We start from the raw sequence: 26,557 nt of genomic DNA, 5'->3' as shown, positions 1-26,557 counted from the left end.
TGGTGGAGGGGGTGCAGCAGGAACGGGGCAGACGCATGGAGATCACACCTTCGAGCGTTCGCAGAGATACGAAAAGCGCTCGCTGGAACACAGGCGCGATGATGCGCCGCGGCGAGCGCGCGAACGTCGGTGTGTCTGCGTCTTAGACACCCAACGAGTCCGATTATGCCAGAGCCGCGGAGTGGTGGACAAGGCGCTGCTACCTGCGGCTACGCGGCGGGGCGACGCGTGCAACGCCTGGTGCGCGTTTGGCCGGTGGTCCCACGGGCACGGTTGCCGCGTAGGCGTCGCCTGTGACCGGAGAGCGAGGAAGCGATGACTGCGCGGCCACCCCGGAGCGCCCGCGCGGCGGGCATCCCCCAGGGGAGGACCGCCGAAGTGCGGGACCCGCTGCCGGACTACACACCCTCCGGGTCCCTGCACGGCTGCCGGGCCCTGGTGCTCGGCGGGCTGGCCCAAGACGGCTCGGGCAGCGCCGTCGCGGCGGCGCTGGCCAAGGAGGGCGCCGCCGTGGCGCTGGCCGACAACACCGGCCTTCCCGGCCGGGCGGCGGGGGCGCGCCCGGTGCCCAGGCGGCGCCTGGCCGACGACCCGGTGGTGCTGGCCGCCGGGCTCGTCTCGGCGCTGGGCTCTTGGTCGCTGCCCATCCACTGCGACCCGGCCAGCGAGAGCGACGGCCGGGCGGCGGTCGCCTACACGGCGCTGGAGTTCGGTCCCCTCGACCTGCTGGTGGTCCACGCGGCGGCGGGTGCCGCCCGGGGAGCGCAGCGCAGCGGCGGTCTGGGGGCCGCCGTAGCCTCGACCGCCCCGGCGCCGCGTCCGCTGCGAGGGCCTCCCGAGCTGGGGTCCGCGCTGCGCGCGGTCCGGGCCGCGCGTCCGTTCCTGAGTGAGGGCGCCGCCGCGGTGGTGCTGGGCGAGCGGTCCGCGCCGGGCGCCGGCCGGCCGCGGGAGAACGCGGCGCTGCGCTCCCTGGCGGGATCCCTGCGGGAGCGGGGAGTGCGGCTGAACTGCCTGGTGCCGCGGCCCGCCGACACCGATGCGGCCGTCGCGGCCGCCGTCGCGGACCTGGCCGCCGACGACGGGCGCACCGGAGAAGTGGTAGGAGTAGCCCAGGTTCCGCATCCGCGGTAGCGGCGGAATCCGAGCGTATAGGCGGGATTCGTCGTATCCGGCGGACGGATGCTCGCCGAAGCGGCGGGGCGGCCCGTACTTTGGGTGCGATGAACCGATCGGGAACTGCGTATGAGGGCGATTTCCGCCATGATGTACGCGGATTTTGACCACGATCAGCGGTGCCCCGATACGGTTGCATGATCAACGCGCCGCGGCCTCCCGAACGGCCAGGCGCCGCTTGGACTGTTCGGCAGGTACTGCCGTTGAAACAGGAGGTTGGGCGTATGGGTGTCGCTGGTGGGGAAGTCACGGTCACAGCCCTCACACACCGGGGCGCCGTACGCTCGGCCAACGAGGACGCCGTGGTCATGGGTGCGCTCACCATCGCCAGCGCCAACATGACCTTGCCGGTGAGGTGCGTACTGCCGGTCAGCGAGCCGGTGATCCTCGCGGTCGCCGACGGGCTGGGCGGGCACGCGGCCGGCGAGATCGCCTCCGAGCACGCCGTCCACCGCATGGCCGAGATGAGCCCGCGGCTGGCCGGCCCCGACGACGTCGACGTCCTGCTCAAGAACATCGACGAGGAGATCAAGGACCACGCCACCCAGCACACGGAGTTCTCCGGGATGGGCACCACCGTGGCGGGCCTGCTGCTCAACACCGACGGCAACTACTGGTTCAACGTCGGCGACTCCCGCACCTACCGGCTGGAGGGCACCCGGTTGCGGCAGCTCTCCCAGGACGACTCGCCGCCGCTGCCCCCCTCCGACGACGGCAAGCCGGTCACCACGAACTTCATCACCCAGTCGCTGGGCGGCAGCGGCAGCACGGCGATGGTGCCCCACGTCGGACGCGACCACGAGCCCGACCCCGGCACCTGGCTGATGTGCAGCGACGGCCTCTCCGACCTGGTACCGCTGGAGGAGATGGAGCGCATCATCGCCGAGGCGGGCAGCGACGAAGGCGCCGTGCACGGCCTGTGGCAGGCGGCCATGGAGGCCTCCGGCCGCGACAACATCAGCATTCTGCTGGCCCGCCGCGTCTGAGGGGTGCCGGGGGCGGGCGCCGCCCGCCCCCCGGCACCCGCCTGCGGTCGGGGCGCTAGCTGTCGCCGCCCCCGTCGCCGTCCGCGCCGTCGCGGCCGCCGGGGCGGTTGCGTATGCGGATGAGCAGGATGGCGATCAGCGCGAGGACGGCGATCGCCGCGATCACGCCGCCGACCGGCCCGAGCAGGGACGACATGGGGTCGGTCGGCGACTGGGCCGCGGGAGCCTCCTCGGCGTCGGCGCCGCCGGTCTCGTCGCCGCCGGTCGGCGGGGCCGAGGGCGACTCGGCTTCGGGGGAGGGGCTGGGTTCGGGCACGGCCGCCTCGGTGACGGAGAAGGCGATCTCGTCCTCCAGCGTGTGGCCGTCGGAGGAGACCACCCGGTAGGCGACCGTGTATTCGCCGGCGGCCGGCAGTTCCTTCAGGCCGACGGCGGCTTCGGGGCCGTCGATCTCGACCGGGCCCTCCTCGTGGGTCTCCCCCTCGGGACCGGTGACCACGATCGCGTTGCCGCCCTGGCCGATGTCGTTGCTGAAGGTCAGCACCACCTCGTCCGGCGCGGTGTCCAGTTCGGCGCCGTCCTGGGGCGAGGAGTCGATGAGGGTGTCGTGGGCGAGCGCGGCGGGAGCCGTCGCGGTGGCGAGCGCCAGGGAGCCCAGCAGCGCGGCGGCGGCGACGCCCGGGCGCCGCGCCGCGCGTCGGCGCCGCTGTGCTGGGGACGCGGCTGCGGGGTCGGCCAGGTTCATCGGCGGGTCCTTCGAGGGGTGAGCGTGTCCGGTGGGCGGGCTGGAACCGGCGCGCACACGGCCGGTCGGCCGCGCGGCCCGGTACACGGCTGCTGCCGCGGGCCCTGCGGCGCCCGCGCGCCCCAACCCTCGGCGCGGAGGCGGTTCGCGGAGCCGGGCGCGTGGACGCCGCACGACTCCTCAACCTAGCCGACGCCGCCTGAGGGACCGCGCGCACCGGTGCGTCCGGCGCCGCCTCGGCGGACCGGTGCCCCGGGAATCCGGTCGGCGGAAGGGCAGGAGGCTAGGAGGCCATCGGCAGCGGCTGGCGCCGCATGTAACGGCGGTCCTCCGGCGTGGTCCCGCCCCAGACGCCGTGCGGCTCGCCCGCGCGCAGCGCCCAGCTCAGGCACTCTGAGCGCACCGCGCAGGTGCGGCAGATGGCCTTGGCGAGCTCCGCGTCGTTCTGCCCGGGGCCCGTCGTGCTGACGGGGAAGAAGAGTTCCGGGTCGTACTGCCGGCATGCGCCCTGCGCGACCCAGTCTTCGCTGTCGTGGTAAAGGCGGTTCACCAGGAGCCTCCGTTCCCTGGCCGGTCCCCCGCGCGGGGCCGGTCGGCCGGTGCCGCACGCGGGACGTGTCTGGTCGCGAGCCGGAGGGCGGTGGCCGCCGCTCCATCGCGATGCGACCCATCGTAGTACTACGTGTGGTCGTACTACGAAAAGTCTGCCAAAATTTCGGGCTGTGCTTCAAGTTCCGCCGCACCTGCGGCGCCGCCTTCGAGCCCGCACCGGCGAGCGGGCTCGGCTCCCGCGGCCCGCTACCCCGAAACCGCGCGGAGTCCCGTTCTTCGTGGGCTTTCGCCCGCGGCGGCGGGCCTTGCGGCACTCGCCCGAGGGACGCGGGGGCGGGGGGCACGGGGTCGATGTCCGTAATCGGGGTGGAATGTCGCGAGCTTTCATCCGAATCGGTGTGACTTAACACACCCTTAAAATCGGCTGCGAGTCCCTCTATGTTGGCCTGGTATCAGGAACAATCTCCGCTGGCCGCAGGCGCCGCCGCCCTCTCGGGCCGCTCCCGGACGCCGCCCCGAACCTCCTGGTGAGCATGGCGTAGAGGGCAGTCTCCGTAGGCGCCCGCGCGTCTCCCGCGCTGCGACGCAAAGTAACCGCTGTGACAAACCCGCGGGTCATACCCGGTGGCATCGGGCTGAAACATTCGCCGTCGGCGCGCGGGACACGCAGCTCAGGAACGTTCGCTATGTTTCTTCGACGTGCCTGACCAACAGACCGACGACGAGACCAGGACCGTGCCCGGTGCTGGAGATGAGCCCGCAGTAGTCGGCGGGCGGGCGGCTTCCGACGGCATCAGCCTGGCCGAGCCGACCATTGCCGACGGCCCCGACCTGTGGCGGCTGGCCCGCGACACAGGGCTCGACATCAACTCGCCCTACGCCTACACGCTGTGGGCCCGGGACTTCGCCGACACCAGCGTCATCGCCCGCGACGAAGCCGGGCAGCCGCGCGGTTTCGTCACCGGTTTCATCCGCCCCACACGCCCCGACACCTACTTCCTGTGGCAGGTGGGCGTCGACCCCGGATTCCGCGGGCGGCGGCTGGCGCGCCGGATGCTCGACCACATCGGCGAGCGGATCGCCGCGCGCGGGCTGGTCCACCTGGAGGCCACGGTGACCCCGGACAACGCGGCATCACGCGCGCTGTTCGAATCCTTCGCCCGTTCCAGGGAATGCGAAGCGGTGTGGACCCCGCTGTTCGGGCGGGAGCATTTCCCAGCCGACGGAAGCGAGGAGCACGAACCCGAAGACCTGGTCCGGATCGGCCCCCTGGGTCGACCGGGCACCGACGACAAGCACGTCCGCCGACACACCTGACACCCGATCCTGACCGACCCGAACCCCAAGCGCCACACACGTGAGCCCATGAAACTGGGGAAAGGACTCAAGGAACTCACGATGGAGATCTTCGAACGCCTCGAATCCGAAGTCCGCAGCTACTGCCGTAGCTGGCCGGTCGTCTTCAACGAGGCGCGGGGCAGCTACGTCTACGACGAGTCGGGGCGACCCTACCTCGACTTCTTCGCGGGTGCTGGTTCGCTCAACTACGGGCACAATCACCCGGAGTTGAAATCCAAACTCATCGACTACCTGATGAGCGACGCGATCGTGCACAGCCTCGACGCGTACTCCACCGCCAAACGCGACTTCCTGGCGACATTCGGCGAGACGATCCTCGGCCCGCGCGGACTCGACTACAAGGTCCAGTTCCCCGGCCCTGCAGGCAACAACGCCGTCGAGGCCGCCCTCAAGCTCGCCCGCAAGTACACCGGCCGCGAGACGGTCATCAGCTTCACCAACGGCTTCCACGGCATGACGCTGGGCGCCCTCGCGGTCACCGGCAACTCCATGAAGCGCGGTGGAGCGGGCGTGCCGCTGAGCCACTCGGCGACCATGCCCTTCGACCGCTATATGGACGGCCAGACGCCCGACTTCCTCTGGCTGCGCAGCCTGCTCGAGGACAGCGGCAGCGGTCTGGACGCGCCCGCCGCGGTGATCGTCGAGACCGTGCAGGGCGAGGGCGGCATCAACGTCGCCAGCGCCGAGTGGCTGCGGGGCCTCCAGGAGGTCTGCCACGAGTACGACATGCTGCTCATCGTCGACGACATCCAGATGGGCTGCGGCCGTACCGGCCCGTTCTTCAGCTTCGAGACCGCCGGCATCGAGCCCGACATCGTCACCCTGTCCAAGTCCATCAGCGGCTACGGCCTGCCGATGGCGCTCACGCTGTTCAAGCGCGAGCTGGACGTGTGGGAGCCCGGCGAGCACAACGGCACCTTCCGCGGCCCCAACCCGGGCTTCGTCACCGGCGCCGAGGCCATGCGGCTCTTCTGGCGCGATGACGCCCTGCAGAAGGGCACCGAGGCCAAGGGCGAGCTGCTCGACCGCGGCCTGCGCGCCGTGGCCGAGGAGCTGGGCCCCGACGAGGCCCACGTGCGCGGTCGGGGTATGGCCCGCGGCCTGGTGCTGGAGCGCCCGGGCGCGGCCAAGGCGCTCAGCCGCGAGGCCTTCGAGCGCGGCCTGCTCCTGGAGACCTCCGGGCCCGAGGACGAGGTCGCCAAGCTGCTGCCCGCGCTGACCACGACCGAGCAGGAGCTGGAGGAGGGCCTGGAGATCATCGCCGACGCCGCGCGCGCCGCGATGAAGACTCCGCAGCCCGCATGACCGGCGCTGGGCGCGGGGCATAGACGCCCCCACAATTGGCAGTGAAGGAGTACCGGGGTCCCGGACGGCCCGTTCGGGACCCCGCCTTCGGCCACACGAGTAAGCAAGAGGAGTAGGCACCTTGATCGTGCGCAGTCTGAGTGACGTCGACGGCACCGACGCCGACGTCCGGACCGAGACCTGGCGCAGCCGCCGGGTCGTCCTGGCCAAGGACGGAGTGGGCTTCTCGTTCCACGAGACCGTCCTCTACGCGGGCACCGAGACCAGCATGTGGTACGCCAACCACATCGAACTGGTGCACTGCATCGAGGGCGAGGCCGAGGTCACCAACGACGAGACCGGCGAGACCCACCTCATCACTCCGGGCACGCTGTACCTCCTCAACGGCCACGAGCACCACACGGTGCGGCCCAAGACGGACTTCCGGGTGCTGTGCGTGTTCAACCCGCCCGTCACCGGCCGCGAGGTGCACGACGAGAACGGTGTGTACCCCCTGCTTTCCGAGACGGGGGAGCGGCTGGACACCCCGCCGCAGTAGGACCCGTGCGGGGCGCGGCCGCGGCCGCGCCCCGCACGCTTGGGACCGGCACGCCCGGCGCGCCGGTCCCCGCCCCGCGCGAACCCGCGGCAGCGCCGCGGGCCGCGGCGCGCGAGCGCCGCACGGCAAAAGGTCGAAAATCCGCACAGAAGCGAGGACGAACGACGGCGCGGCCACCGGACGCCGCGCGCACACCGAAAAGGAGCGAATCCCTCCGGGGTATGGCCATGACTGCGTTGACCATTCAACAGCCGACCATGGACGACTACCCGACCCGCAAGGACCAGGCACCGGCCCTGCTCTACCGCAAGGACCCCACCGTCTGGGGCGAAGCGGCGAGCGGCCCGATGGACGCCGCCACCCTCGACTCCTACGACGCCAAGGGCTACCTGCAGTTCGAATCCCTGATCACCCGGGACGAGCTGGAGTCCTTCCGCGCCGAGCTGACGCGGCTGAGCTCCGACGACGAGCTGAAGAAGGACGAGCGCGTCGTCGTGGAGCGGGCCAGTGACGAGGTGCGCTCGGTCTTCGAGGTGCACAAGATCAGCCCGGTCTTCGCCGATCTGGTGCGCGACCCCCGCCTGGTCGACCGCGCCCGCCAGATCCTGGGCTCCGACGTCTACATCCACCAGAGCCGGGTGAACTACAAGCCCGGGTTCTCCGGCACCGACTTCTTCTGGCACTCCGACTTCGAGACCTGGCACGCCGAGGACGGGATGCCGCGGATGCGCGCGGTGAGCATCTCCATCGCGCTCACCGACAACTACGAGCACAACGGCTCGCTGATGATCATGCCGGGCTCGCACAAGACGTTCGTCTCCTGCGTCGGCGAGACGCCCGACGACCACTACCGCGCGTCGCTGAAGAAGCAGGAGATCGGCACGCCCGACCAGAGCAGCCTGTCGATCCTGGCCGACCAGCACGGGATCGACGTGCTCACCGGGCCCGCCGGCGGGGCCGTCATGTTCGACTCCAACTGCATGCACGGCTCCAACGGCAACATCACGCCGTTCCCGCGCTCCAACGTGTTCATCGTCTACAACAGCGTCGAGAACACCTGCGAGGCGCCCTTCGCCGCATCCAAGCCGCGGCCCTACTTCCTGGGCGCCCAGGACTTCACCCCCGTGAAATAACCCCGCAACACCGAATCGACACCGCGAAGCTAAGGCTTCCGTGGCCTGATCGTTACGGGGCCGGTCCCGGCCAAGTATCGGGATAACCAGTGCATAACGTGCTATTCCGACGCCGTTAGCCCTGGGGGATCGTGGGCACGGAGTCGGCAGGCACCGGTTGGTGCCGGGCGCCGCGCGTGACCGGGGGTACTGAGACGTCCCGATCCCTGCTCGACCGGGGACCGTCCCAGGGGCCGCGCATGTCCGTACCACCGCACGGCGCTTCCTCCCGCGCCCCCGCGCGGGGGGAGGCGCCGCGCTTTTCGCCTCCCCCCTTAGTTTCGCGACGAGGAGAAACCAATGAGCAACAGCAGTCCCCTGAGCCACCTCGGCCGCCGCGACCTGCTCCGCGTCGGCGGCGTCACCGCCGCGGCGCTGGCCGCGGGGCCAGGGCTGGCCGCGTGCTCCCGCACCGAGCCCGCCGAAGGGCAGACGCTGCTGGAGAGCCTGCGTGAGAAGGGCTCCATCAAGGCGGCGATCAACAACGAGCCCCCGTTCGGCTTCATCGACGACAACGGCAAGGTCACCGGCGAGGCGCCCGAGCTGCTGCGGGCGATCGTCAAGGAGATGGGCATCGACAAGATCGAGGCCGAGACCGTCAGCTGGGACGGCCTGATCCCCGGACTCAAGGCGGGCCGCTACGACGTCGTCGCCGCCGGGATGTACATCACCCCGGAGCGCTGCCAGGAGGTCGCCTTCGCCGAGCCCGACTACAAGGTGCTCGAGGCCTTCATGGTGCCCAAGGGCAACCCGAAGAACATCTCCGACTACAAGTCCGTCGCCGAGAACCCCGACATCAAGATCGCGGTCCTCAACGCCTCCGTCGAGCAGAACTACGCCGAGGGCAACGGCGTCACCAAGGAGCAGATGACGCTGGGGGACAACGCCGTGCAGATGCTCGACCTGCTGGAGCAGGGCCGCGTGGACGCCGTGGGGCTGAGCACGTTCTCCCTGAACTACCAGATGGAGCAGCGCGGCATGCAGGACGACTACGAGGTGACCGAGGGGTTCACCCCCGTCGTCGACGGCGAGGAGGTCATCCCCGCCGGCGGGTTCGCCTTCCGCAAGGAGAACGACGAGTTCCTCAAGGAGTTCAACAAGGTCCTCGCCGACTTCAAGGAGAGCGGGCGGCTGACCGAGATCGGCAAGCCGTTCGGCTTCGACGAGGCCGCCCACCCCGGCGACCTCACCACCGAAGAGCTCTGCTCGCAGTAAGGCCCCGGCGTGGAATTCTTCCTCAACAGGTTCCCGCTCTACCTGGACGGGGCCCTGATCACACTGCTGATGACCGTGCTGGGTTCGGCGGTGGCCTTCGTGCTGGCCATGGTGATCGGCATCCTCGGCACCCTGCGCAACCCGGTCGCCCGCGCCGTCGCCACGGTCTACACCGAGGCGTTCCGCGGTGTGGCGGCGCTCATCCTGCTGTTCTGGTTCGCCTACGCGGTCCCGCAGATCACCCCCTACCAGCTGTCCCCGATGTTCGCCGGCGTCCTCGCGCTGGGGCTGAATGTGGGCGCCTACGGCGCGGAGGTGGTGCGCGCGGCGATCAACGCGGTGCCCAGGGCTCAGACCGAGGCCACCATCGCGCTGAACATGTCGTGGGCGCGGCGGATGTGGCTGGTGGTGCTGCCACAGGCGTGGGCGCAGATGCTGCCGACCTTCGGCAACCTGATCATCGAGCTGATGAAGGCGTCGGCGATCGTGTCGCTCATCGGGGTCGCCGACCTCACCCAGGTCGCCGAGGAGCAGCGCTCCAGCTCGGGTGAGACGGTGCTGGCATTCGGCAGCGCCCTGGTCATGTACTTCGTCATCGCCCAGGTGCTGATCTTCGGGATGCGGCTGCTGGAGCGCCGGGCCAACCGGCGGCTGGGCAGGGCGCCGGCCGGCGGCGGGCTCCTGGACCTGCTGCGCCCGCCGACACCCGGAACGAAAGTGGGGGCGGCCAAGTGACCTGGGACACCGAATTCGCGATCAGCATCATCCCCCGGCTGCTGGAAGGCCTGGCCGTCACCATCCAGGCGACGGTGATCGGCTACCTGGTGGCCGTCGTCCTGGGGCTGTTCGTGGCCATCCTGCGCCGGATCGACTACATCGGGCCGGTCGTCTTCGTGGTCTTCGAGTTCATCCGGACCACACCGGTGCTGGTGCAGCTGCTGTTCGTGTTCGCCCTGGCTCCGGCGTCCGTGGAGCCGCTGACCATCGGCGTCGCGGTGCTGGGCGTCCACTACGCGGCCTACACCGCCGAGGTCTACCGCTCGGGGATCGAGGGCGTGGCCAAGGGCCAGTGGGAGGCCTGCCGCGCGCTGAGCCTGCCGCCCTGGCGGGTGTGGGGCGCCGTGGTGCTGCCCCAGGCCATCCGCAAGGTCGTTCCGGCCCTGGGCAACTACCTCATCTCCCTGTTCAAGGACACGCCCTACCTGTTCGCGATCACCGTGGGCGAAATGCTGTTCGTGGCCAACGCGATCGGCACCGAGGCCTTCCGCAGCATGGAGGCCTACACCCTGGCAGGGCTGTTCTTCCTGGCCGTGAGCGTGCCCTCCGCGGTCATCATCCGACGTCTGGAGCGCCGTTATGCAGCAGTCTGAGAGTACGCACAGTACGGAGACCGCCGGCGTGCAGTCCGCACAGGAGGCACCCGGCGGCGAGATCATCCGGTTCGACAAGGTCGTCAAGCGCTACGGCAGCAACGTCGTGCTCAACGAGCTGGACTTCTCGGTCGCCCCGGGCGAGCGGGTCACGCTCATCGGGCCCAGCGGGTCCGGCAAGACCACGATCCTGCGCCTGCTGATGACCCTGGAGGACATCGACGGCGGCGTCATCTGGGTCAACGGGGAGCCGCTGTCGCACATGCGCCGCGGCGACAAGCTGGTCAAGGCCAACGAGGCCCACCTGCGCAGCGTGCGCAAGAACATCGGGATGGTCTTCCAGCAGTTCAACCTGTTCCCGAACATGAGCGTGCGCAAGAACATCACCGAAGGCCCTGTGCACAGCCTCGGCGTCTCCAAGGACGAGGCCAACCAGCGCGCCGAGGAGCTGCTGGATCTGGTCGGGCTGAACGAGAAGATCGACGCCCACCCGACCCAGCTCTCCGGCGGGCAGCAGCAGCGCGTGGCGATCGCCCGCGCGCTGGCCATGCGGCCGCAGATCCTCCTGCTCGACGAGGTCACCTCGGCGCTGGACCCCGAACTGGTGGCGGGCGTGCTGGACGTGCTGCGCAACATCGCGCAGACGACCGACATCACCATGCTGTGCGTGACGCACGAGATGAGCTTCGCGCGCGACGTCTCCCACCGGGTGCTGATGTTCGACGCGGGCCAGGTGGCCGAGGAGGGTCCGCCCGAGCAGATCTTCGGCGACCCCCAGGAGGAGCGCACGAAGTCGTTCCTCAAGGCCGTGCTCGAACACGGCTGACCCGGCCGGCCCCCGGCGCGGCTCCCTACGCCCCCTCCCCGCAGGGAGCCGCGCCCGTCCCGCCCCCTCGCCGCCCCGGCGCCGCGCCCTGCTGCGCGCCGCGGCAGGCCCGCGCCGCGGCTGCGGCGCCCGCGGCCCGTCCTCCCCTTTGCACCTGCCTTGCCGTTGACGGCCGCCGATGGCGCCGCCAACTCCACTTTCCTCTGCGGAAAGTAAAAAAACGGAGAGTAACGACATACCGTTGCCATTGCGTCACCTTTCCCTTCGCACAGGAGAGACTGAGGCCCTGAGCTGGGGGGAGGCCGGTGGCGAAGTCATTGGAACCATTGCTGAAATGGGGCGTCGCCGTGGCGGTGGCGGCCCTTGCCGCCGTGTTCATGCTGAATCCGGCCATGCATCCGGAGGCGATCGCACCCGGGGCGGACGCGCGCAACCACCTGCTGGTGCCGCTGGCGGTCGGCCTGGTGCTGACTGCCCTGGTGACCGACCGGCGCAAGAGCAGGCGGCTCGACCAGCGGGTGCGGGCGGCGTTGGAAGGGCACTCGATGCCCTACGAGCTGACCTGGCTGCTGCTGCTCCTGGTGCTCTTCCTCATCGCGACCCTGGGGGTCTCCTACTTCGCGGAGACCTTTCTGCCCGGGGTGAGCTGGGAGGTCATGATGCCTCCCGTCCGCATCCTGTTCCTGTTCGTGCTGCCGCTGGTCGTGGTGGACCTCGGGGGGTTCACCATCGCCGGCTACAGCACGGTGATGCCGAAGATCGCGATGAACGTGAACGAGCCCTGGCGCTGGATGGGGCTTGTCCCGGGCGGGGCGGTTCTGGGGCTGACGGCCTTGGAGGTCTTCCCGGGGCCGGTGCCCAACCCGGCGATCCTCATCGCGGCGGCGGTCGCCATCGTCGCCGCCGTGGCCGTGCCCGAGGAGATCTTCTTCCGCGCGCTGCTGCAGACGCGGCTGGAGCGGATCCTGGGGCGCTGGCCCGGCATCCTGCTGACGACGGTGCTGTTCACGGTGGTCAGCGTGTTCCTCTCGGAGTACGGCGACTTCTCCTCGGAGTCGGAGCTGTTCGAACTCGGTCCCGCCTACGCGGCGGTGTTCTACGTGGCCGTCGGGCTGTTCCACGGCTATGTGTGGGCGTGCTACCGAAACATCTGGCTCAACGTGCTGCTGCGCAGCGGGGTGCTGCTGATGCGGGTACTGCCGACGCTGCAGTTGCTGTAGACGCCGCGCCGCACAGCCCGGTGGCCGGATCCGGCTGTAGGCGCCCGGCGGCGGTACTGCGATACTCCTGGGGCGAGTCCAGGAGAAGGGCAGGAGGCCGATGACCCCCCACGCACACCCGCGGATCCTCACCGACGACCTGCTGCTGCTGGCCTACCGGCCTGACACCGGTCGCCCCCTCGTCGACGGCAACCGCCTGCAGTGCGCGCTGGCCGGGGCGCTGATCGCCGAGGCCGTCCTGGCCGGCCTGGTCGCACTCGACGGCGGCGGGCGGCTCCAGGCGGCGGGTCGCCACCGCACCGGCGACACCGACGTGGACGGCCTGGCCGCGCGGGTCGCGGCCGAGCCCAAGCCGCGCAAGATCAAGTGGTGGGTGCAGAAGCTGAACAAGGGCGCCCAGCGGCAGCGCCTCCTCGGCCGGGCCGTGTCCGTGGGCGCGCTCTCCCGCGAGGCGAGCCGGGTCCTGGGGATCTTCCCCGTCGACAACTACCGCCCAGCTCAACCGGGCAGCCGGGACGAGGCGGCCGGGCGCGTGCGCGCTGTCCTGCTCGGCCATCCCGCGCCCGACGCGCGCACGGTCGCCCTGCTCGCGCTGGTCGGTGCGGCAGGGCTGGACGGCAAGCTCTTCGCCGACGTGCCCCGCGGCGACCGGCGCCGCGCCATCAAGGCGGTCGTGGCCCGCGACGACATCGGACGCGCGGTGCGCGAGGTGATCCAGTCGATCGAGGGCGCCGTGGCCGCCACCATCGCCGCCAGCGGGGCCGCCGCTGCAGGTGGAGGCTCCTGAGCGGTCACCTCGCCCGATGCCACCCGATATGCCGGAGAAGCGGGCCGGTGACGGTCATGCCGGAGTCCGCGCCGCCCTGAGCGGGAACAAGGACGGCATCAGGCGGACGGCGGGCACCGGCGCTGCGGCGATCCGGGCGGTGTTACCGGGCGGACACCGCGCGGCCGGAGCCCGTTCAGGGGGATGGGGGAGTCTGCGACCGTGACTGCGGAATCGGTGATTACGGGACAAAACAGCGAACCCCTGCCCGCCGATCGCTTCCTGGACCGCGAAGTGGGCTGGCTGCGCTTCAACCAGCGGGTGCTGGAGCTGGCCGAAGACGCCGACATCCCGCTGCTGGAGCGCGCCCGCTACCTGTCGATCTTCTCCGGCAACCTCGACGAGTTCTTCATGGTCCGCGTCGCCGGGCTCAAGCGGCGCCTGGCCACCGGCGTGGCCGTCACCTCCGCCACCCGGCACCACCCCGACGACCTGCTGCAGAACGTCTCGGAGGTCTCCCGGGGGCTGATGCTGCGCCAGGCGCGCTGCTTCCACGAGTCGGTCGCGCCGGCCCTGGTCGAGGCCGGAATCCGCATCGTCCGCTGGGACGACCTCGACACCGGGGAGCGGGAGCGCATGCGGTCCCTCTTCCACGCTTCGGTCTACCCGCTGCTCACCCCGTTCGCCGTCGACCCCGCCCATCCCTTCCCCTACATCTCCGGGCGCTCGCTCAACCTGGCCGTCACCGTCCGCGACCCGCGGACCGGCCACACCACGTTCGCCCGCGTGAAGATGCCCTCGGCCCTTCCCCGGTTCATCGACCTGGGCGGCGACCGCTTCGTGCCCACCGAGGACGTCGTCGCCGGGCACCTGCCCGTGCTCTTCGAAGGCATGGAGGTGCTGGAGCACCACGCCTTCCGCGTCACCCGCAACGCCGACCTGGAGGTCGACGAGGACGAGACCGACGACCTCGTGCAGTCGCTGGAGAACGAGCTGCTGCGGCGCCGGTTCGGCCCGCTCGTCCGGCTGGAGGTCGAGGAGACCATCTCCGACGACGTGCTGGCCATCCTGCGCCGCGAGCTGGGCGCCGAGGAGCGCGAGATCTACCGCGTGCCCGGACCGCTCAACCTCGCCGGACTCGACCAGATCGCCGACCTGCCGCGCCCGGAGCTGCGCTACCCGCCCGTGGTGCCCGCCGAGCCGCAGGCCCTCGCCCAGGACGGCTTCTTCGACGCCGTGCACAGCCGGGAGCTGCTGGTCCACCACCCCTACGAGTCGTTCACCACGACCACCGAGCGGTTCCTGGCCCTGGCCGCGGCCGATCCCCGGGTGGTCGCCGTCAAGCAGACCCTCTACCGCACCAGCGGCGACTCCCCGATCGTGGAGTCCCTCATCGACGCCGCCGCCGCGGGCAAGGAGGTCGTCGTCCTCGTCGAGATCAAGGCCCGCTTCGACGAGCGCAACAACATCGTGTGGGCGCGCAAGCTCGAAGCGGCGGGCTGCCACGTCGTCTACGGCGTCGTCGGCCTGAAGACCCACTGCAAGCTCGCGCTGGTGGTGCGCCAGGATGAGGACGGCGTCCTGCGCCGCTACTGCCACGTCGGCACGGGCAACTACAACCCCAGCACCGCGCGCGTCTACGAGGACTTCGGCCTCTTCACCGCCGAACCCGAGGTCGGCGAGGACCTCAGCGACCTCTTCAACCACCTCACCGGCTTCTCCCGCAAGTCCGAGTACCGCAGGCTGCTGGTGGCGCCCTCGGGGCTGCGCGACGGGCTGATGCGGCGCATCCGCCGGGAGATCGACAACCACGAGCGCGGCGCGCCCGCCCGCATCCGCATCAAGGTCAACTCGCTGGTCGACGAGGAGATCGTCGACGCCCTCTACGCGGCCTCGCGCGCCGGAGTGCCCGTGGACCTGTGGGTGCGCGGCAGCTGCGTACTGCGGCCGGGCCTGGAGGGGGTCTCCGAGACGATCCGGGTGCGCAGTATCCTCGGACGGTTCCTGGAACACTCCAGGATCTTCGTATTCGAGAACGGAGGGGAACCGCAGGTGTGGATCGGCAGCGCCGACCTCATGCCGCGCAACCTGGACCGGCGGGTCGAGGCGCTCATCCGGATCGAGGACCCCGGACAGCGCGCCCGCCTGGTGGAGCTGATGGACCTGGCCATGGCCGACGGCACCGCCTCGTGGCGGATGGCGCCCGACGGCACCTGGCAGCGGGCCGCCCAGGGGACCGCGGGCGAGAGGCCCCTGGAGCTGCAGAGCGCTCTGCGCGGCGACCGCCGCCTGCGGGCCGTCGATGGCTGAACACCCGGACGACCCGATCACCGTCACCAGCGCCTTCCCGCCGCGCGACACCGCGCCCGGCGGCTACCTGGAGCCCATCCGCGCGGCCGGCGCCGTGCTGTGGCGCGGCGACCCGACCGCGTGCGAGGTCGCGCTGGTGCACCGGCCCGACCGCGACGACTGGAGCCTGCCCAAGGGCAAGGTGAAGAACAGCGAGCACCTGCTCACCGCGGCCGTGCGCGAGGTCGCCGAGGAGACGGGCCTGCACCCCGTGCTCGGGCGGCGCCTGCCGCCGCAGCGCTACCTCAAGGACGGCTGGCCCAAGCAGGTCGAGTGGTGGGCCGCCACCGCCTCGGGGGAGTCCGACTTCGTGCCGGGCGACGAGATCGACGCGGTGGAGTGGCTCCCCCTCGCCCGGGCGCGGCGCCGGCTCACCTACGGCCACGACATCCAGGTGCTGGACAACTTCGCCAGCGGGCCGGCCGAGACGTTCCCGCTCATCCTGCTGAGGCACGCCTCGGCCGGCGACAAGGGCTCCTGGGACGACGACGACCTGCTGCGCCCCCTCGACGCGACCGGCCGCGGCGACGCCCGCGAGCTGGCCCGCGTGCTGTCCTCCCTGGGAGCCCCGCGCGTGGTCAGCTCGGCGGCCGCGCGCTGCACCGAGACGATGATCGCCTACGCGGTGGCCGGCGGGGTCGAGGTGCGCACCGAGCGCGCCTTCACCGCCCAGACCGCCGGTGCGGAGACGGTCTTCGACACCGAGGCCGCGCGAGAGGCGTTCACCGCGCTCATCGAGGAGGCCGTGCCCACCGTCGTGTGCACCCACGGCGAGCTGGTGCCCCGCCTGATGCGCGCCGCGCTGGAACGCCTGGATGCCCCGGTCTCCCAGCAGCTGTCCCTGCGCAAGGGAACCTTCTGGGTGCTGCACCTCTCCCGCGCGGACCTGCGCCTGGCCGCCGTCGAGCGCCACAGCGTCCGCGGGTGAGTGCGCGCCCGCCGACGGCCCCCGGCCACGTCGGAAGGGAGGGTCGGAGCGGACGGGCGGAGGCGGACGTCGGGCAGGCGAACCGGCGCCGGACGTGGGTGGAATGATGCCGGTATGGCCAAGCATCAGGTATCGCGCAGCGTCGTGATCGACGCCCCCGCCGAGCGCATCTTCCGCATCGTCAGCGACCCCCGGCGCCACCACGAGTTCGACGGCTCCGGCACCGTGCAGCAGGCACGCGGACCCGGCGAGCGGCTCGGTCCCGGCTCGACCTTCGGCATGGACATGCGCATGGGCCTGTCCTACCGCACCGCCAACCGGGTCGTGGAGTACGAGGAGAACAGGCTGATCGCCTGGCGCCACGTCGGCCCGCACATCTGGCGCTGGCGGCTGGAGCCCTTGGAGGACGGCACCACCCGCGTGACCGAGACCTTCGACTACTCGCGGGGGACGCTGTTCTACGTCCTCGTCGGCTACCCGGCCCGCAACGCCCGCGGCATCGAGCGCACCCTGCCCCGGCTCAAGCGCCTGGCCGAGGAGGGCACGCCGGACAAGGACACCTCCGAGGGCTCGGAGTAGCTCCGGCCGACCGGGCCCCCGCCGGGAGCCTCGGCGCCGGAAACACCGGGGCCGCGCGGCCCGCCCGCCGCCGAACCCGCGCAGGGGTCGGCGGGTGGAACCGCGCCCGCAGCACGCTGCACCGATGGGCGCGCCGCGGTCGGATCGGCGTGCCAGACTTGAAGCATGCCATCCTCGTTCGCCGAAGCCCGCGTCGACCTGGGCGCGATCAGTGAGAACATCGCCGCCCTGGCGCGGCGCGCACGCGGCGCCGCGGTCATGGGTGTGGTCAAGGCCGACGGCTACGGCCACGGCATGCTTCCCGCCGCCCGCGCGATGCTGGCCGGGGGCGCCGAGTGGCTGGGCACCGCCTTCATCGAGGAGGCGCTGGAGCTGCGGGAGGCGGGGTTCACCTGCCCCGTCGTCGCCTGGATCCTGCCGCCGCGCGCCCCACTGGCGGCGGCCGTCGCCGCCGACGTCGACCTGGGCGTCAGCGCCCCGGGGCTGATCGCCGACATCGCCGCGGCCGCCCGCGAGACCGGCCGCCCCGCGCGCGTGCACCTCAAGGCCGACACCGGGCTGAACCGCGGCGGCCTCACCGCCGAGCAGTGGCCCGAGACCGTCGCGGCGGCCGCGCGCGCCGAGGCGGCGGGGCTCGTCCGCGTGGCCGGGGTGTTCTCCCACTTCGCCTGCGCCGACGAGCCGGGCCACCCCTCCATCGCCGCCCAGATCTCCGCCTTCCACGAGGCGCTGGAGATCGCCGAGAAGGCCGGACTGGACCCCGAGGTGCGCCACCTGGCCAACTCCGCGGCCACCCTCACCCTGCCCGAGACCCACTTCGACCTGGTGCGACCGGGCATCGCCGGCTACGGGCTGAGCCCCATCCCCGGCCTCGCCGACACCGGCCTGCGCCCGGCCATGACCCTGCGCGCGGCCGTCGCCCTGGTCAAGCGCGTTCCCGCCGGCAGCGGCGTCTCCTACGGGCACCGCTACACCACCGACAGGCCGGCGAACCTGGCGCTGGTCCCGCTCGGCTACGGCGACGGCATCCCCCGGGCCGCCACCAACACCGGCCCGCTGCTCATCGGCGGCAGGCGCCGTACCGTCTCCGGCACCGTGTGCATGGACCAGTTCATGGTCGACCTCGGCGACGACACCCTCGGCGACGAACCCGAGGCGGTGCTCTTCGGCCCGGGCGACCACGGCGAACCCACCGCGCAGGACTGGGCCGAGGTGCTGGGGACCATCCCCTACGAGATCGTCACCCGCATCTCCCCGCGCGTCCCGCGGGTCTACGACGGCGCCCCGTAAATCGGGCCGCCGAGCCGTCCACGCACCCGGGCGGCTCCTGTGGACGCGTCAGCGCCGGTGCTCCGACCGGCCTACCCTGGATACGTGGACGGATCCACCGCCGCATCAGACCCAGACACCTGCGAGCCCATGACCGAGACCACCAGCGCCGCCGCAGCGGCGGCCGGCACCGGCACGGACGCCGGCACCGCGGACGCCGCGGCGAACACCGCCTTCGTCACCGCCGAGACCGACACCGCGATGCGCGCGCTGGGCCGCCGCATCGCCGCCCGGTTGCACCCCGGCGACCTGCTGATCCTCAGCGGGCCCCTGGGCGCCGGCAAGACCACCCTCACCCAGGGCATCGGCGAGGGGCTGGGGGCCCGCGGCCCCATCACCTCGCCGACCTTCGTCATCGCCCGCGTGCATCCCTCCGAGACCGGCGGCCCCTCCCTCGTGCACGCCGACGCCTACCGCCTCGGCGGCGCCGAGGAACTCGACGACCTCGACCTCGACTCCGGACTGGGCGAGTCGGTGACCGTCATCGAGTGGGGCGAAGGGCTCGCCGAGCACCTCGCCGACGAGCGGCTGGAGATCACGATCGCGCGCCGCCCCGACGACACCCGCGGCATCACGCTCACCGGCATCGGCGCCCGCTGGGCCGACCTCGCCCTGGAATAGGCTGAACGACCGTGCTCCTACTGGCTTTCGACACCGCCACCCCGGCCATCACCACCGCCGTCTGCGAGGCCGGCGACGACGGCGTGCGGGTGCGCGCCGCCGCCTGCACCGTGGACGCCCGCCATCACGGCGAGTTGCTGAGTCCGCAGATCAGCGACGTGCTGGCGCAGGCCGGCGCCGCCTTCACCGACCTCACCCACGTCGCCGTAGGCATCGGGCCCGGCCCCTACACCGGCCTGCGCGTGGGTCTGGCCACCGCGCACGCCCTGGCCGAGGCCCTGGGCATCCCCTGCCACGGCGTGGCCACGCTCGACGCGCTCGCCTGCGCCTCGGGACGCGACAAGCCCTTCGTCGCCGCCACCGACGCCCGGCGCAAGGAGGTCTTCTGGGCGCGCTACGCCGACTCCTGCACGCGCGACTCCGACATCGCCGTCGACCGCCCCGCGGCGGTGGACACCGCGGGCCTGCCGGTGATCGGCCACGGCGCCCACCTCTACGCCGAGGTCTTCGGGCCCCAGGCCGCAGACGCCGAGCCCCACTACCCCCGCGCCGAGGCGCTGGGCGAGGTGGCGCTGCGTCGGCTGGCCGCCGGCGAGCCGCTGCCCGAACCCCGCCCGCTCTACCTGCGCCGCCCGGACGCCGCCGAGCCGGGCGCGCCGAAGAAGGTGCGCCAGTGGCAGGCGTGAACCCCGGCTTCCGCGTGCGGCCCATGAGCGAGTTCGACGTACCGGCCGTGATGGAGCTGGAGCGCGCCCTGTTCCCCGACGACGCCTGGACCGAGGACATGATGCGCTCGGAGCTCGCCGAGCCCACCCGGCACTACGTCGTCGCCTGCCCCGGCGGCGGCCCGGCGTCGGAATCCGGCGACGGCGCCTCCGGCGGCCCCGTCGTGGCCTACGCGGGCCTGCGGGCCGTCCCGCCGGAGGGGGACGTGCAGACGATCGCCGTCGATCGGGAGTGGTGGGGCCGCGGCATCGCGACCGCGCTGCTGCGCGAGCTGCTCGGCCAGGCCTACACCCGCGGGGTGCACGAGATCTTCCTGGAGGTGCGCTCGGACAACCCGCGCGCCCAGGACCTCTACCGCAGGTTCGGCTTCACCGACATCGGCGTCCGGCGCGGCTACTACCGCGACGGCGTCGACGCGATCGTCATGCGCTGCTCCGCGCCGGCGGCCGCGATCGCGCGCACGGGCGGGGGCGAGCAAGGCGAAGTGCTGGAGTTCACGGAGCCGGACGACGGAGCCGGCGGCGACGAGGAGAGGCTGTGATGAGTGCGGCGGAGCTGCCCCTGATCCTGGGGATCGAGACCTCGTGCGACGAGACCGGGGTCGGGCTGGTGCGCGGCTGCGAGCTGCTCAGCGACGAGGTCGCCTCCAGCGTCGACCAGCACGCCCGCTTCGGCGGCGTCGTGCCCGAGGTCGCCAGCCGGGCGCATCTGGAGGCGATGACCCCGACCGTGCACCGCGCCCTCGACAAGGCCGGGCTCACCCTCGCCGACGTCGACGCGATCGCGGTCACCGCCGGACCGGGCCTGGCCGGCGCGCTGCTCGTGGGCGTCTCGGCCGCCAAGGCCTACGCCATGGCGCTGGGCAAACCGCTCTACGGCGTCAACCACCTGGTCGGTCACGTCGCCGTGGACCAGTTGGAGCACGGACCGCTGCCCAAGCCCACGATCGCGCTGCTGGTCTCGGGCGGGCACACGTCGCTGCTGCTGGTGCGCGACCTGGCCACCGACGTCACCCCGCTGGGCGACACCGTCGACGACGCGGCGGGCGAGGCCTACGACAAGGTCGCGCGGCTGCTGGGGCTGCCCTATCCGGGCGGCCCGCCCATCGACCGCGCCGCACGCGAGGCCAACCGGGCCATCCGCTTCCCGCGCGGCAAGTGGGGTGACGGCACCTACGACTTCTCCTTCTCCGGGCTGAAGACGGCCGTGGCGCGCTGGGTGGAGGACGGTGTGCGCGACGGGCGCGACCTGCCGGTCGCCGACATCGCGGCCGGGTTCCAGGAGTCGGTGGTCGACGTGCTCACCCGCAAGGCCGTCGACGCCTGCCTGGAGCACGGCGTGGAGCACCTGGTCATCAGCGGCGGCGTGGCGGCCAACTCCCGCCTGCGCGCCCTGGCCGAGGAGCGCTGCGCCGACGCCGGCGTCACCCTGCGCGTGCCCCGGCCGCGGCTGTGCACCGACAACGGCGCCATGATCGCCGCCCTGGGAGCCGAGGTGGTGGCCGCCGACCTGCCCCCCTCCAGCCTGAACCTGGCCACGGACACCTCCCTGCCGGTCGACCGCCCGCTGGCGGCGTAGGCAGGCAGACCACGAACGGCGGCCGTCCGCGGTGCGGGCGGCCGCCATCGGGGTTGCGGCAATCGGTGCGCTTCGCGTCACGTGCCCGCCCGTCAGCCCGCCACCGCCCCATCGGAGACGCTTCGCGTCACCTGCTTGCCTGCCGCCGAGCGCACGCTGAACTCATCAGGCGGATTCGTACCACCGGTGGCGGGGATCCGAGGGAAGGGTGCACCGCCGCTCGGCGGCAAGCCGGCGCAGAACAAGTACGTGGCGCGAAGCGCCTCCGTTAGGGGCGGTGGCGGGTGACGGGTGGGATTCGCGCATCTCAGCCCCATTGCCGCAGCCGCTGTGGTGCCCGCCCTGGGTGGTCCCCGGAGGGTTCCTCCTGTCGCCAGGGCAGAGGAACCCACCGGGTACCACCTGGGGCGGTGAGCATCGGGGTTGCGGCAATGGGCGCGGTTCGCGTAGCGCGGCCCGCCCGCCCGTCAGCCCGCCGCCACCCCAACGGAGACGCTGCGCGTCACGTGTTTCCTTGCCGCCGAGCGCACGCGGTTCTTCCCAGGTGGAGCCGCACTATCGGTGGCGGGCCTCCGACGCAAAGGTGCTCCCGCTCGGCGGCAAGCCGGCTCTGAACAGGTACGTGGCGCGAAGCGCCTCGGTTGGGGCGGTGGCGGGTGACGGGTGGGCGCTTCGCGCAATCCGGCACCATCGCCGCAGCCATTGTGGTGTCCGGCTTCTTAAACAGGATGTAGGCCCTGTCTGAGACGTCGCGACGGTGGGGCGGGGGCCGCGGCTGCGGTAACCACCGGCACGGGAAACCACTGCGGCCGCGGCAATCGGTGCGGTCGGCCGGCGCGGCCCCCTCAGCACAAACCAAGGGCGGGGCGGGAGCCCCGACGGACTCCCGCCCCGCCCTTCAGCCCTGCCGGTCGCCCTGCGGCCTACTCGTCCTCGTCGTCCTCGTCGTGGCGGCGCTTCTTCTTGCCGTCGCGGCCGGGGCGCAGCAGGGCCTCGGCGAGGGCGAGCATGGTCTCCTCAAGGGCGGCCAGGCGCTTGGTGATGTCGTCGTGGGAGGTCTCGACGGCCTCGGTGATGGCCTCGTCGAACTCGTGGCGGTCCGGGCGGGCCTGCACCTCGCGCAGCAGCGGGTCCAGCCCCTCCTTGAGGCGGCCGTCGAGGCCCTCCAGCTTCTCGGTGGGGTCGATGACCGGGCGCTCCAGCAGCTCGGTGAGGCGGCGGTGCACCTCGCTGAACTCCAGGGTGGCCGGGAGCTGGGCCAAGCGCTGGTTGAGCGCCTCAAGGCGGTCGTCCACCGCCTCCAGCCGGCCGTCGACCCCGTCGATCTGGCCGTTGATCCCCTCGAACTGGCCCTCGACGCCGTTGACGCGGCCCTCGATGCCGTCGAGGCGCCCGCTGACCCCGTCGATCTTGCCCTCGACGCCCTCGAAGCTGCCTTCGAAGTGCCCCTCGAAGGTGTCGAAGCGGTCGGTCAGGCGGCCCAGGCCGTGCTCGAACTGCCCGTTGATGGCCTCCAGGTGGCGGTCCACCCGCTCGGCCAGCTCCTGGCGGGCCTGCTCCAGCCGGGCGTCGACGGCGGCGCGCTGCTCCTCGGCGGCGGTGGTCAGCGCGCCGTGGCGCTCGTCGCCCTGCTCCTGGAGGGCGGTGATGCGCTCGTCCACGGCGCCGCGCAGCTCGCCGATGCGGGCGTCGACGGCCTCGCGAAGTTCGCCGGTGCGCTCCTCGACGGTGCCCCGCAGCTCCGACAGCGCCGCGGTGGTGGCGGCCAGGTCCTCCTCGGTCTTGGCGCGCAGGCCCTGGGCCGCCTCGTCGAGCTTGCCGGCCAGTTCGGTGCGGTGCTGGTCGTCGCGCTCGCGCAGCTCGGAGCGGTGCAGCTCCAGCTGCTCGTGCAACTCGGCGAGCCGGTCGCGGACGTGGGCGCGGATGTCGCCCAGGCGCTCCTCGGTGGACTCGGCGAGCTTGACCACGGCGCTGTTGGCGTCGGCGACCGCGGCGGTGGCCTCGACGTGGTTCTCCTCGGCCTGGCTGCTGAGCCGGGCGACGCTCTCGCTGAGCTGGGCGGTGACCTCGGTGTGGTGCTCGGTGGCCCGGCCGTCCAGGCGCTCGATGCCCTCGCGCAGCTCGCCGGTGCGCTCCCGGGATGCGGTGTCGAGCCGCTCGACGCCCTCGGACAGGGCGCCGGTCACGGCGTCGCGGCTCTGCTCGGTGGCGCCGCGCAGCGACTCGGCGGTGGTGTCGAGCTTGCCGCTGAGGGCCGTCTGCTGCTCGCGCAGGGCCGATTCGATGCCCTCGCGGCTCTCGCCGATGGCGGCCGCCAGGCTCTCGCGGCCCTCGGACACCGCGCGCTCGATCGAGGCGCGGCCCTGCTCGACGGCCGTGGTGAGGGCCTCGCGGCCCTCGCTGAGCTGGGCGGTGACGGCCTCGTGCCGCTCGGCGGCGGCGCCCATGGCGCTGTCGTGCTGGGACTCCAGGCGCTCGGTGATCGCCGACAGCGACTCGCGCAGCTCCTGCGTGCCGGTGCTCAGGCCCTCGACGGCCTCGTCGATGCGGCCGAACCGGGCCTCGGCGCCGGCGGCCAGTCCTTCGATGCGCTGGGCGAGCGCGTCGATGCGGCCGGAGGTCTGCTCGCCGGACTCCGACAGCTCCTGCAGCCGCGACAGCGCGGTGTCGAGGTGGCCGGTGATGGTGCGGATGTCGGCCCGCAGCGCGGACATCTCCGCCAGCGGCTTGACGCGCTCGCCGACCAGCGCGATGTGCTCGGCCAGGGTCTCGGCCCACTCCGGCGGACGCGAGGAGAGCTCGTCGACCCGGGCCTGGACGCCGGCGACCGACTCCGCGAGCGTGGCGAACTCGCGTTCGCGGAACTCGCGCAGCAGCCACTCCATGCCTTCCAGGCGCTGGCGCATCTCCTCGTTGACCGCACCTTGGGACTTCTGCTCGGAGATCTGGTCCTGCGCGGCCCGTGAGAGCAGGTCCCGCATGCGGTCGGAGATCCCGGTCTGACCTCCCCCGTTGAGGAAGTTGTGGTTGGTCTGTTCCACCGAGGTGCTCCTTAAGATCTGGCGCCCCCACCCGTTTCGGCCGTGGATGGGCGGTTTGCTCCCGGATCACCGGCACGGCGCCGAGGGGCGGGCGCAGCCGAGCCGCCGCAACGTACGGAGGTGCGGCGAGCACGCAGGGTGACATTCGAGGCACGGAGGGAGTGCAGGCGAATCGGCGGTCGCCGACCACCCTGGCGCGTCGCCGGTGGAATCCAGGACAGGGAGGAAGGGATTCAGCGGGGATCAGTTTAACGACATGAGCCTCGTTCACCGTGTTCAAGTGGCAAAGATGGCGGAATGCGGCATGACCGGTCTTGCTGCGTCACGCTAGTACTGATCGCGGCCTTAGTCACCCCTGATGCGGGAGTTCCGCATTGCCCGATTGGTGCGGTGTGTCTACGGCAAAGCCGTGACCTCGGAACACAGCAGGCACAACGGGTGATCCCCCACCCGGGTGAGCACCACGACAACGGATTCCGAGCCCTTCGGCTTGAGGTCGCGGAGCAGTTTGTCGACGTCCACGGCCGATCCGCGTTTCTTAATCGTTACCGACCCCGCGTCTTTGGCACGCAGTGCGGAACGCAGCCGCTTGAGTGAGAACGGCATGGTCTCGTGCACCTCGAAGGCCCGGGCGAACGGTGTGGCGACGAGTCGGTCGGAGGTGATGTAGGCGATATCGGGGTCGAGCAGCGCGCCCTCGACCCGTGCCGCCGCCTCGGCCACCAGGTGCGCGCGCACCACGGCGTTGTCGGGCTCGTAGAGGTAGCGCGCCGGCGGGCCCACCGGCGCGGTGGGGGCGCCGGGGTCCTCGGCCAGCACCGCCGGGGCCGAGCCGTCGCCGCGCAGCAGGACGGCGGCCCGGCGCGGCCGCGCCTCGGCCAGGCCCTGCCACAGCGCCGTCTCCTTCAGTTCGCCGTCCACCGAGATCCACTCGGCGGCGGCCTGTGCGGGGATGCGCTCGTGCGGGATGCCGGGAGCGGCCTTGACGCAGGACGCCGGCGCCCGCGCGGCCAGGTCCGTGACCGCGTCCCAGGAGGGGGAGTAGGCGTCGGGGTCGAAGACCCGCCCGCGCGTCGTCCGGCGCGCGGGGTCGCAGAAGACGGCGTCGTAGTCCTCGGGGCGCACGGCCGCCGCGTCGCCCTCGCGCACGCGCATGCGCTCGGACAGGCCCAGCGCCTCGGCGTTGGCCGCGGCGACGGCGGCGGTCAGCGGGTCGGCCTCGACCGCGTCCACCGTGAGGCCGGCCTCGGCCAGGCCGATCGCGTCGGCGCCGATTCCGCAGCCCAGGTCGGCCACCCGTGCCCCCGGTCCCAGTGCGGCGGCCATCCGCCCCGCGCGGTAGGCCGTGACAGAGCGGCGCGTGGCCTGCTCCAGCCCGGGGGAGGTGAAGAACATCCGCCCGGCGCGCTCGCCGAACTTCCCGCGCGCCCGCTCGCGCAGCCGCGCCTGGGTCAGCGCGGCCGCGGCGAGGTCGGCGGGCGCCACGTCGGGGGCGCGGTCCGCGGCGGCGGCCGCGAGCGCCTCCTCGGCTTCGCGGCGCAGCGCGGTGGCGGCTTTCAGCGGGTCGGCGGGAGCCGAGCCGGCGGCGGTCAGCACCCGGCGGCCCGCGGGGGTGGACAGGGCGGCGAAGGCCGCGGCCGCGTCAGCCGCGGTTTGCCCGCTGGACACCACAACGTCCCCCTGTGACCTGTTGTTTGACGCGCCCTCAGGGCCCGACTAATGTTCCATACTGGCACTCTCAAAGGTAGAGTGCTAATCGCGACGAGGCCGGTCTGGCACCCGCGACGGCAGGCCGCCGTGGTCGCCCCTTTACCAAGCATGCCGTTTCGATGGATCGAACCTGAAGGGGGAGGTCACAACCGTGTCGACCGCCACCAAGACTGTGCTGAAGCCGCTTGAGGACCGCGTCGTCGTCAAGACCCTCGAAGCCGAGCAGACCACCGCCTCCGGCCTTGTCATCCCCGACACCGCCAAGGAGAAGCCCCAGGAGGGCGAGGTTCTCGCGGTGGGCCCCGGCCGCTGGGACGACGAGGGCGAGAACCGCATCCCGCTCGACGTCAAGGTCGGCGACGTCGTCCTGTACAGCAAGTACGGCGGCACCGAGGTCAAGTACGACAACGAGGAGTACCTGGTGCTCTCCGCCCGCGACCTGCTCGCGGTCGTCGAGAAGTAGGACCTC

25 protein-coding genes are annotated in these 26,557 nt (G+C 72.0%); 21 read left to right on the top strand and 4 right to left on the bottom strand.

Annotated elements, in window-relative coordinates:
* Positions 1-378: 378 nt before the first annotated feature.
* Together FZ103_RS22835 and FZ103_RS22830 are read left to right on the top strand one after the other, a co-directional pair.
* Positions 379-1,131: an SDR family oxidoreductase gene (locus FZ103_RS22835; RefSeq protein ID WP_156004044.1), complete on the top strand. Its 753-nt coding sequence runs from the start codon at positions 379-381 to the stop codon at positions 1,129-1,131.
* A gap of 266 nt (positions 1,132-1,397) precedes the next feature.
* Positions 1,398-2,159 (top strand): PP2C family serine/threonine-protein phosphatase, encoded by a 762-nt coding sequence (locus FZ103_RS22830; RefSeq protein WP_156004042.1) that lies wholly within the window; start codon positions 1,398-1,400, stop codon positions 2,157-2,159.
* A gap of 55 nt (positions 2,160-2,214) precedes the next feature.
* On the opposite strand, the gene FZ103_RS22825 is transcribed toward FZ103_RS22830, so the two are convergent.
* Positions 2,215-2,904, bottom strand: coding sequence for a copper resistance CopC family protein (locus FZ103_RS22825; protein WP_156004040.1), 690 nt, complete (start codon positions 2,902-2,904; stop codon positions 2,215-2,217).
* Between the two features lie 283 nt (positions 2,905-3,187).
* On the bottom strand, positions 3,188-3,454 hold the full coding sequence (locus tag FZ103_RS22820) for a WhiB family transcriptional regulator (protein ID WP_186356727.1): 267 nt from the start codon (positions 3,452-3,454) through the stop codon (positions 3,188-3,190).
* Between the two features lie 815 nt (positions 3,455-4,269).
* On the opposite strand from FZ103_RS22820, the gene ectA reads away from it, so the two are divergent.
* From ectA to tsaD, 18 genes are all read left to right on the top strand, one after another.
* A complete protein-coding gene (gene ectA / locus FZ103_RS22815; protein WP_394350135.1) occupies positions 4,270-4,773 on the top strand; it encodes a diaminobutyrate acetyltransferase in 504 nt (167 codons plus the stop codon).
* Between the two features lie 81 nt (positions 4,774-4,854).
* Positions 4,855-6,120, top strand: coding sequence for a diaminobutyrate--2-oxoglutarate transaminase (ectB, locus tag FZ103_RS22810; protein WP_156004037.1), 1,266 nt, complete (start codon positions 4,855-4,857; stop codon positions 6,118-6,120).
* A 121-nt stretch (positions 6,121-6,241) separates the two neighbouring features.
* Positions 6,242-6,658, top strand: a complete 417-nt coding sequence (locus FZ103_RS22805; protein WP_156004035.1) for an ectoine synthase — start codon at positions 6,242-6,244, stop codon at positions 6,656-6,658.
* A 257-nt stretch (positions 6,659-6,915) separates the two neighbouring features.
* Positions 6,916-7,791: an ectoine hydroxylase gene (gene thpD, locus FZ103_RS22800; protein ID WP_255430263.1), complete on the top strand. Its 876-nt coding sequence runs from the start codon at positions 6,916-6,918 to the stop codon at positions 7,789-7,791.
* A gap of 339 nt (positions 7,792-8,130) precedes the next feature.
* A complete protein-coding gene (gene ehuB / locus FZ103_RS22795; protein ID WP_156004031.1) occupies positions 8,131-9,045 on the top strand; it encodes an ectoine/hydroxyectoine ABC transporter substrate-binding protein EhuB in 915 nt (304 codons plus the stop codon).
* A gap of 9 nt (positions 9,046-9,054) precedes the next feature.
* On the top strand, positions 9,055-9,780 hold the full coding sequence (gene ehuC / locus FZ103_RS22790; RefSeq protein WP_186356725.1) for an ectoine/hydroxyectoine ABC transporter permease subunit EhuC: 726 nt from the start codon (positions 9,055-9,057) through the stop codon (positions 9,778-9,780).
* Entirely contained in the window at positions 9,777-10,415 is a 639-nt protein-coding gene (gene ehuD / locus FZ103_RS22785; protein WP_186356724.1) for an ectoine/hydroxyectoine ABC transporter permease subunit EhuD, read from the top strand. Before ehuC ends, ehuD begins: the two co-directional genes overlap by 4 nt.
* Complete coding sequence (gene ehuA / locus FZ103_RS22780; RefSeq protein WP_156004029.1) at positions 10,402-11,241, top strand: ectoine/hydroxyectoine ABC transporter ATP-binding protein EhuA; 840 nt, start codon at positions 10,402-10,404, stop codon at positions 11,239-11,241. Before ehuD ends, ehuA begins: the two co-directional genes overlap by 14 nt.
* 305 nt (positions 11,242-11,546) lie before the next feature.
* The gene (locus FZ103_RS26110) at positions 11,547-12,461 is read left to right on the top strand and encodes a CPBP family intramembrane glutamic endopeptidase (protein ID WP_186356723.1); all 915 of its coding nucleotides are present in this window, start codon (positions 11,547-11,549) and stop codon (positions 12,459-12,461) included.
* Between the two features lie 100 nt (positions 12,462-12,561).
* Positions 12,562-13,248 carry a GPP34 family phosphoprotein gene (locus tag FZ103_RS22770; RefSeq protein WP_156004025.1) on the top strand — a complete coding sequence of 229 codons (687 nt, stop codon included), beginning with the start codon at positions 12,562-12,564 and terminating at the stop codon, positions 13,246-13,248.
* A 261-nt stretch (positions 13,249-13,509) separates the two neighbouring features.
* Positions 13,510-15,537, top strand: coding sequence for an RNA degradosome polyphosphate kinase (locus FZ103_RS22765; protein WP_394350134.1), 2,028 nt, complete (start codon positions 13,510-13,512; stop codon positions 15,535-15,537).
* Positions 15,530-16,504, top strand: a complete 975-nt coding sequence (locus tag FZ103_RS22760; RefSeq protein WP_156004021.1) for an NUDIX hydrolase — start codon at positions 15,530-15,532, stop codon at positions 16,502-16,504. The genes FZ103_RS22765 and FZ103_RS22760 overlap by 8 nt, the downstream gene beginning before the upstream one ends.
* Positions 16,505-16,618: 114 nt before the next feature.
* Positions 16,619-17,083, top strand: coding sequence for an SRPBCC family protein (locus FZ103_RS22755; RefSeq protein WP_156004019.1), 465 nt, complete (start codon positions 16,619-16,621; stop codon positions 17,081-17,083).
* 165 nt (positions 17,084-17,248) lie between these two features.
* Positions 17,249-18,373, top strand: a complete 1,125-nt coding sequence (gene alr, locus FZ103_RS22750; protein ID WP_156004017.1) for an alanine racemase — start codon at positions 17,249-17,251, stop codon at positions 18,371-18,373.
* Positions 18,374-18,502: 129 nt separating this feature from the next.
* Positions 18,503-19,033, top strand: a complete 531-nt coding sequence (gene tsaE / locus FZ103_RS22745) for a tRNA (adenosine(37)-N6)-threonylcarbamoyltransferase complex ATPase subunit type 1 TsaE (protein ID WP_156004175.1) — start codon at positions 18,503-18,505, stop codon at positions 19,031-19,033.
* Positions 19,034-19,044: 11 nt separating this feature from the next.
* Positions 19,045-19,719: a tRNA (adenosine(37)-N6)-threonylcarbamoyltransferase complex dimerization subunit type 1 TsaB gene (gene tsaB, locus FZ103_RS22740; protein ID WP_186356722.1), complete on the top strand. Its 675-nt coding sequence runs from the start codon at positions 19,045-19,047 to the stop codon at positions 19,717-19,719.
* Complete coding sequence (gene rimI, locus FZ103_RS22735) at positions 19,707-20,300, top strand: ribosomal protein S18-alanine N-acetyltransferase (RefSeq protein WP_343233664.1); 594 nt, start codon at positions 19,707-19,709, stop codon at positions 20,298-20,300. Before tsaB ends, rimI begins: the two co-directional genes overlap by 13 nt.
* On the top strand, positions 20,300-21,337 hold the full coding sequence (tsaD, locus tag FZ103_RS22730) for a tRNA (adenosine(37)-N6)-threonylcarbamoyltransferase complex transferase subunit TsaD (RefSeq protein WP_156004015.1): 1,038 nt from the start codon (positions 20,300-20,302) through the stop codon (positions 21,335-21,337). The genes rimI and tsaD overlap by 1 nt, the downstream gene beginning before the upstream one ends.
* A gap of 923 nt (positions 21,338-22,260) precedes the next feature.
* Here the strand turns inward: tsaD and FZ103_RS22725 are convergent.
* Entirely contained in the window at positions 22,261-24,378 is a 2,118-nt protein-coding gene (locus tag FZ103_RS22725; protein ID WP_186356720.1) for a hypothetical protein, read from the bottom strand.
* A 396-nt stretch (positions 24,379-24,774) separates the two neighbouring features.
* Complete coding sequence (locus FZ103_RS22720) at positions 24,775-26,046, bottom strand: class I SAM-dependent methyltransferase (RefSeq protein WP_186356719.1); 1,272 nt, start codon at positions 26,044-26,046, stop codon at positions 24,775-24,777.
* A gap of 193 nt (positions 26,047-26,239) precedes the next feature.
* Between FZ103_RS22720 and groES the strand changes: the two genes are divergently transcribed.
* Complete coding sequence (gene groES, locus FZ103_RS22715) at positions 26,240-26,551, top strand: co-chaperone GroES (RefSeq protein WP_186356718.1); 312 nt, start codon at positions 26,240-26,242, stop codon at positions 26,549-26,551.
* Positions 26,552-26,557: the final 6 nt, after the last annotated feature.

The sequence above is a fragment of the Streptomonospora sp. PA3 genome (genome assembly GCF_009728995.1).
Lineage (GTDB): Bacteria > Actinomycetota > Actinomycetes > Streptosporangiales > Streptosporangiaceae > Streptomonospora.
This window is presented reverse-complemented; position numbering and strand designations above follow the sequence as displayed.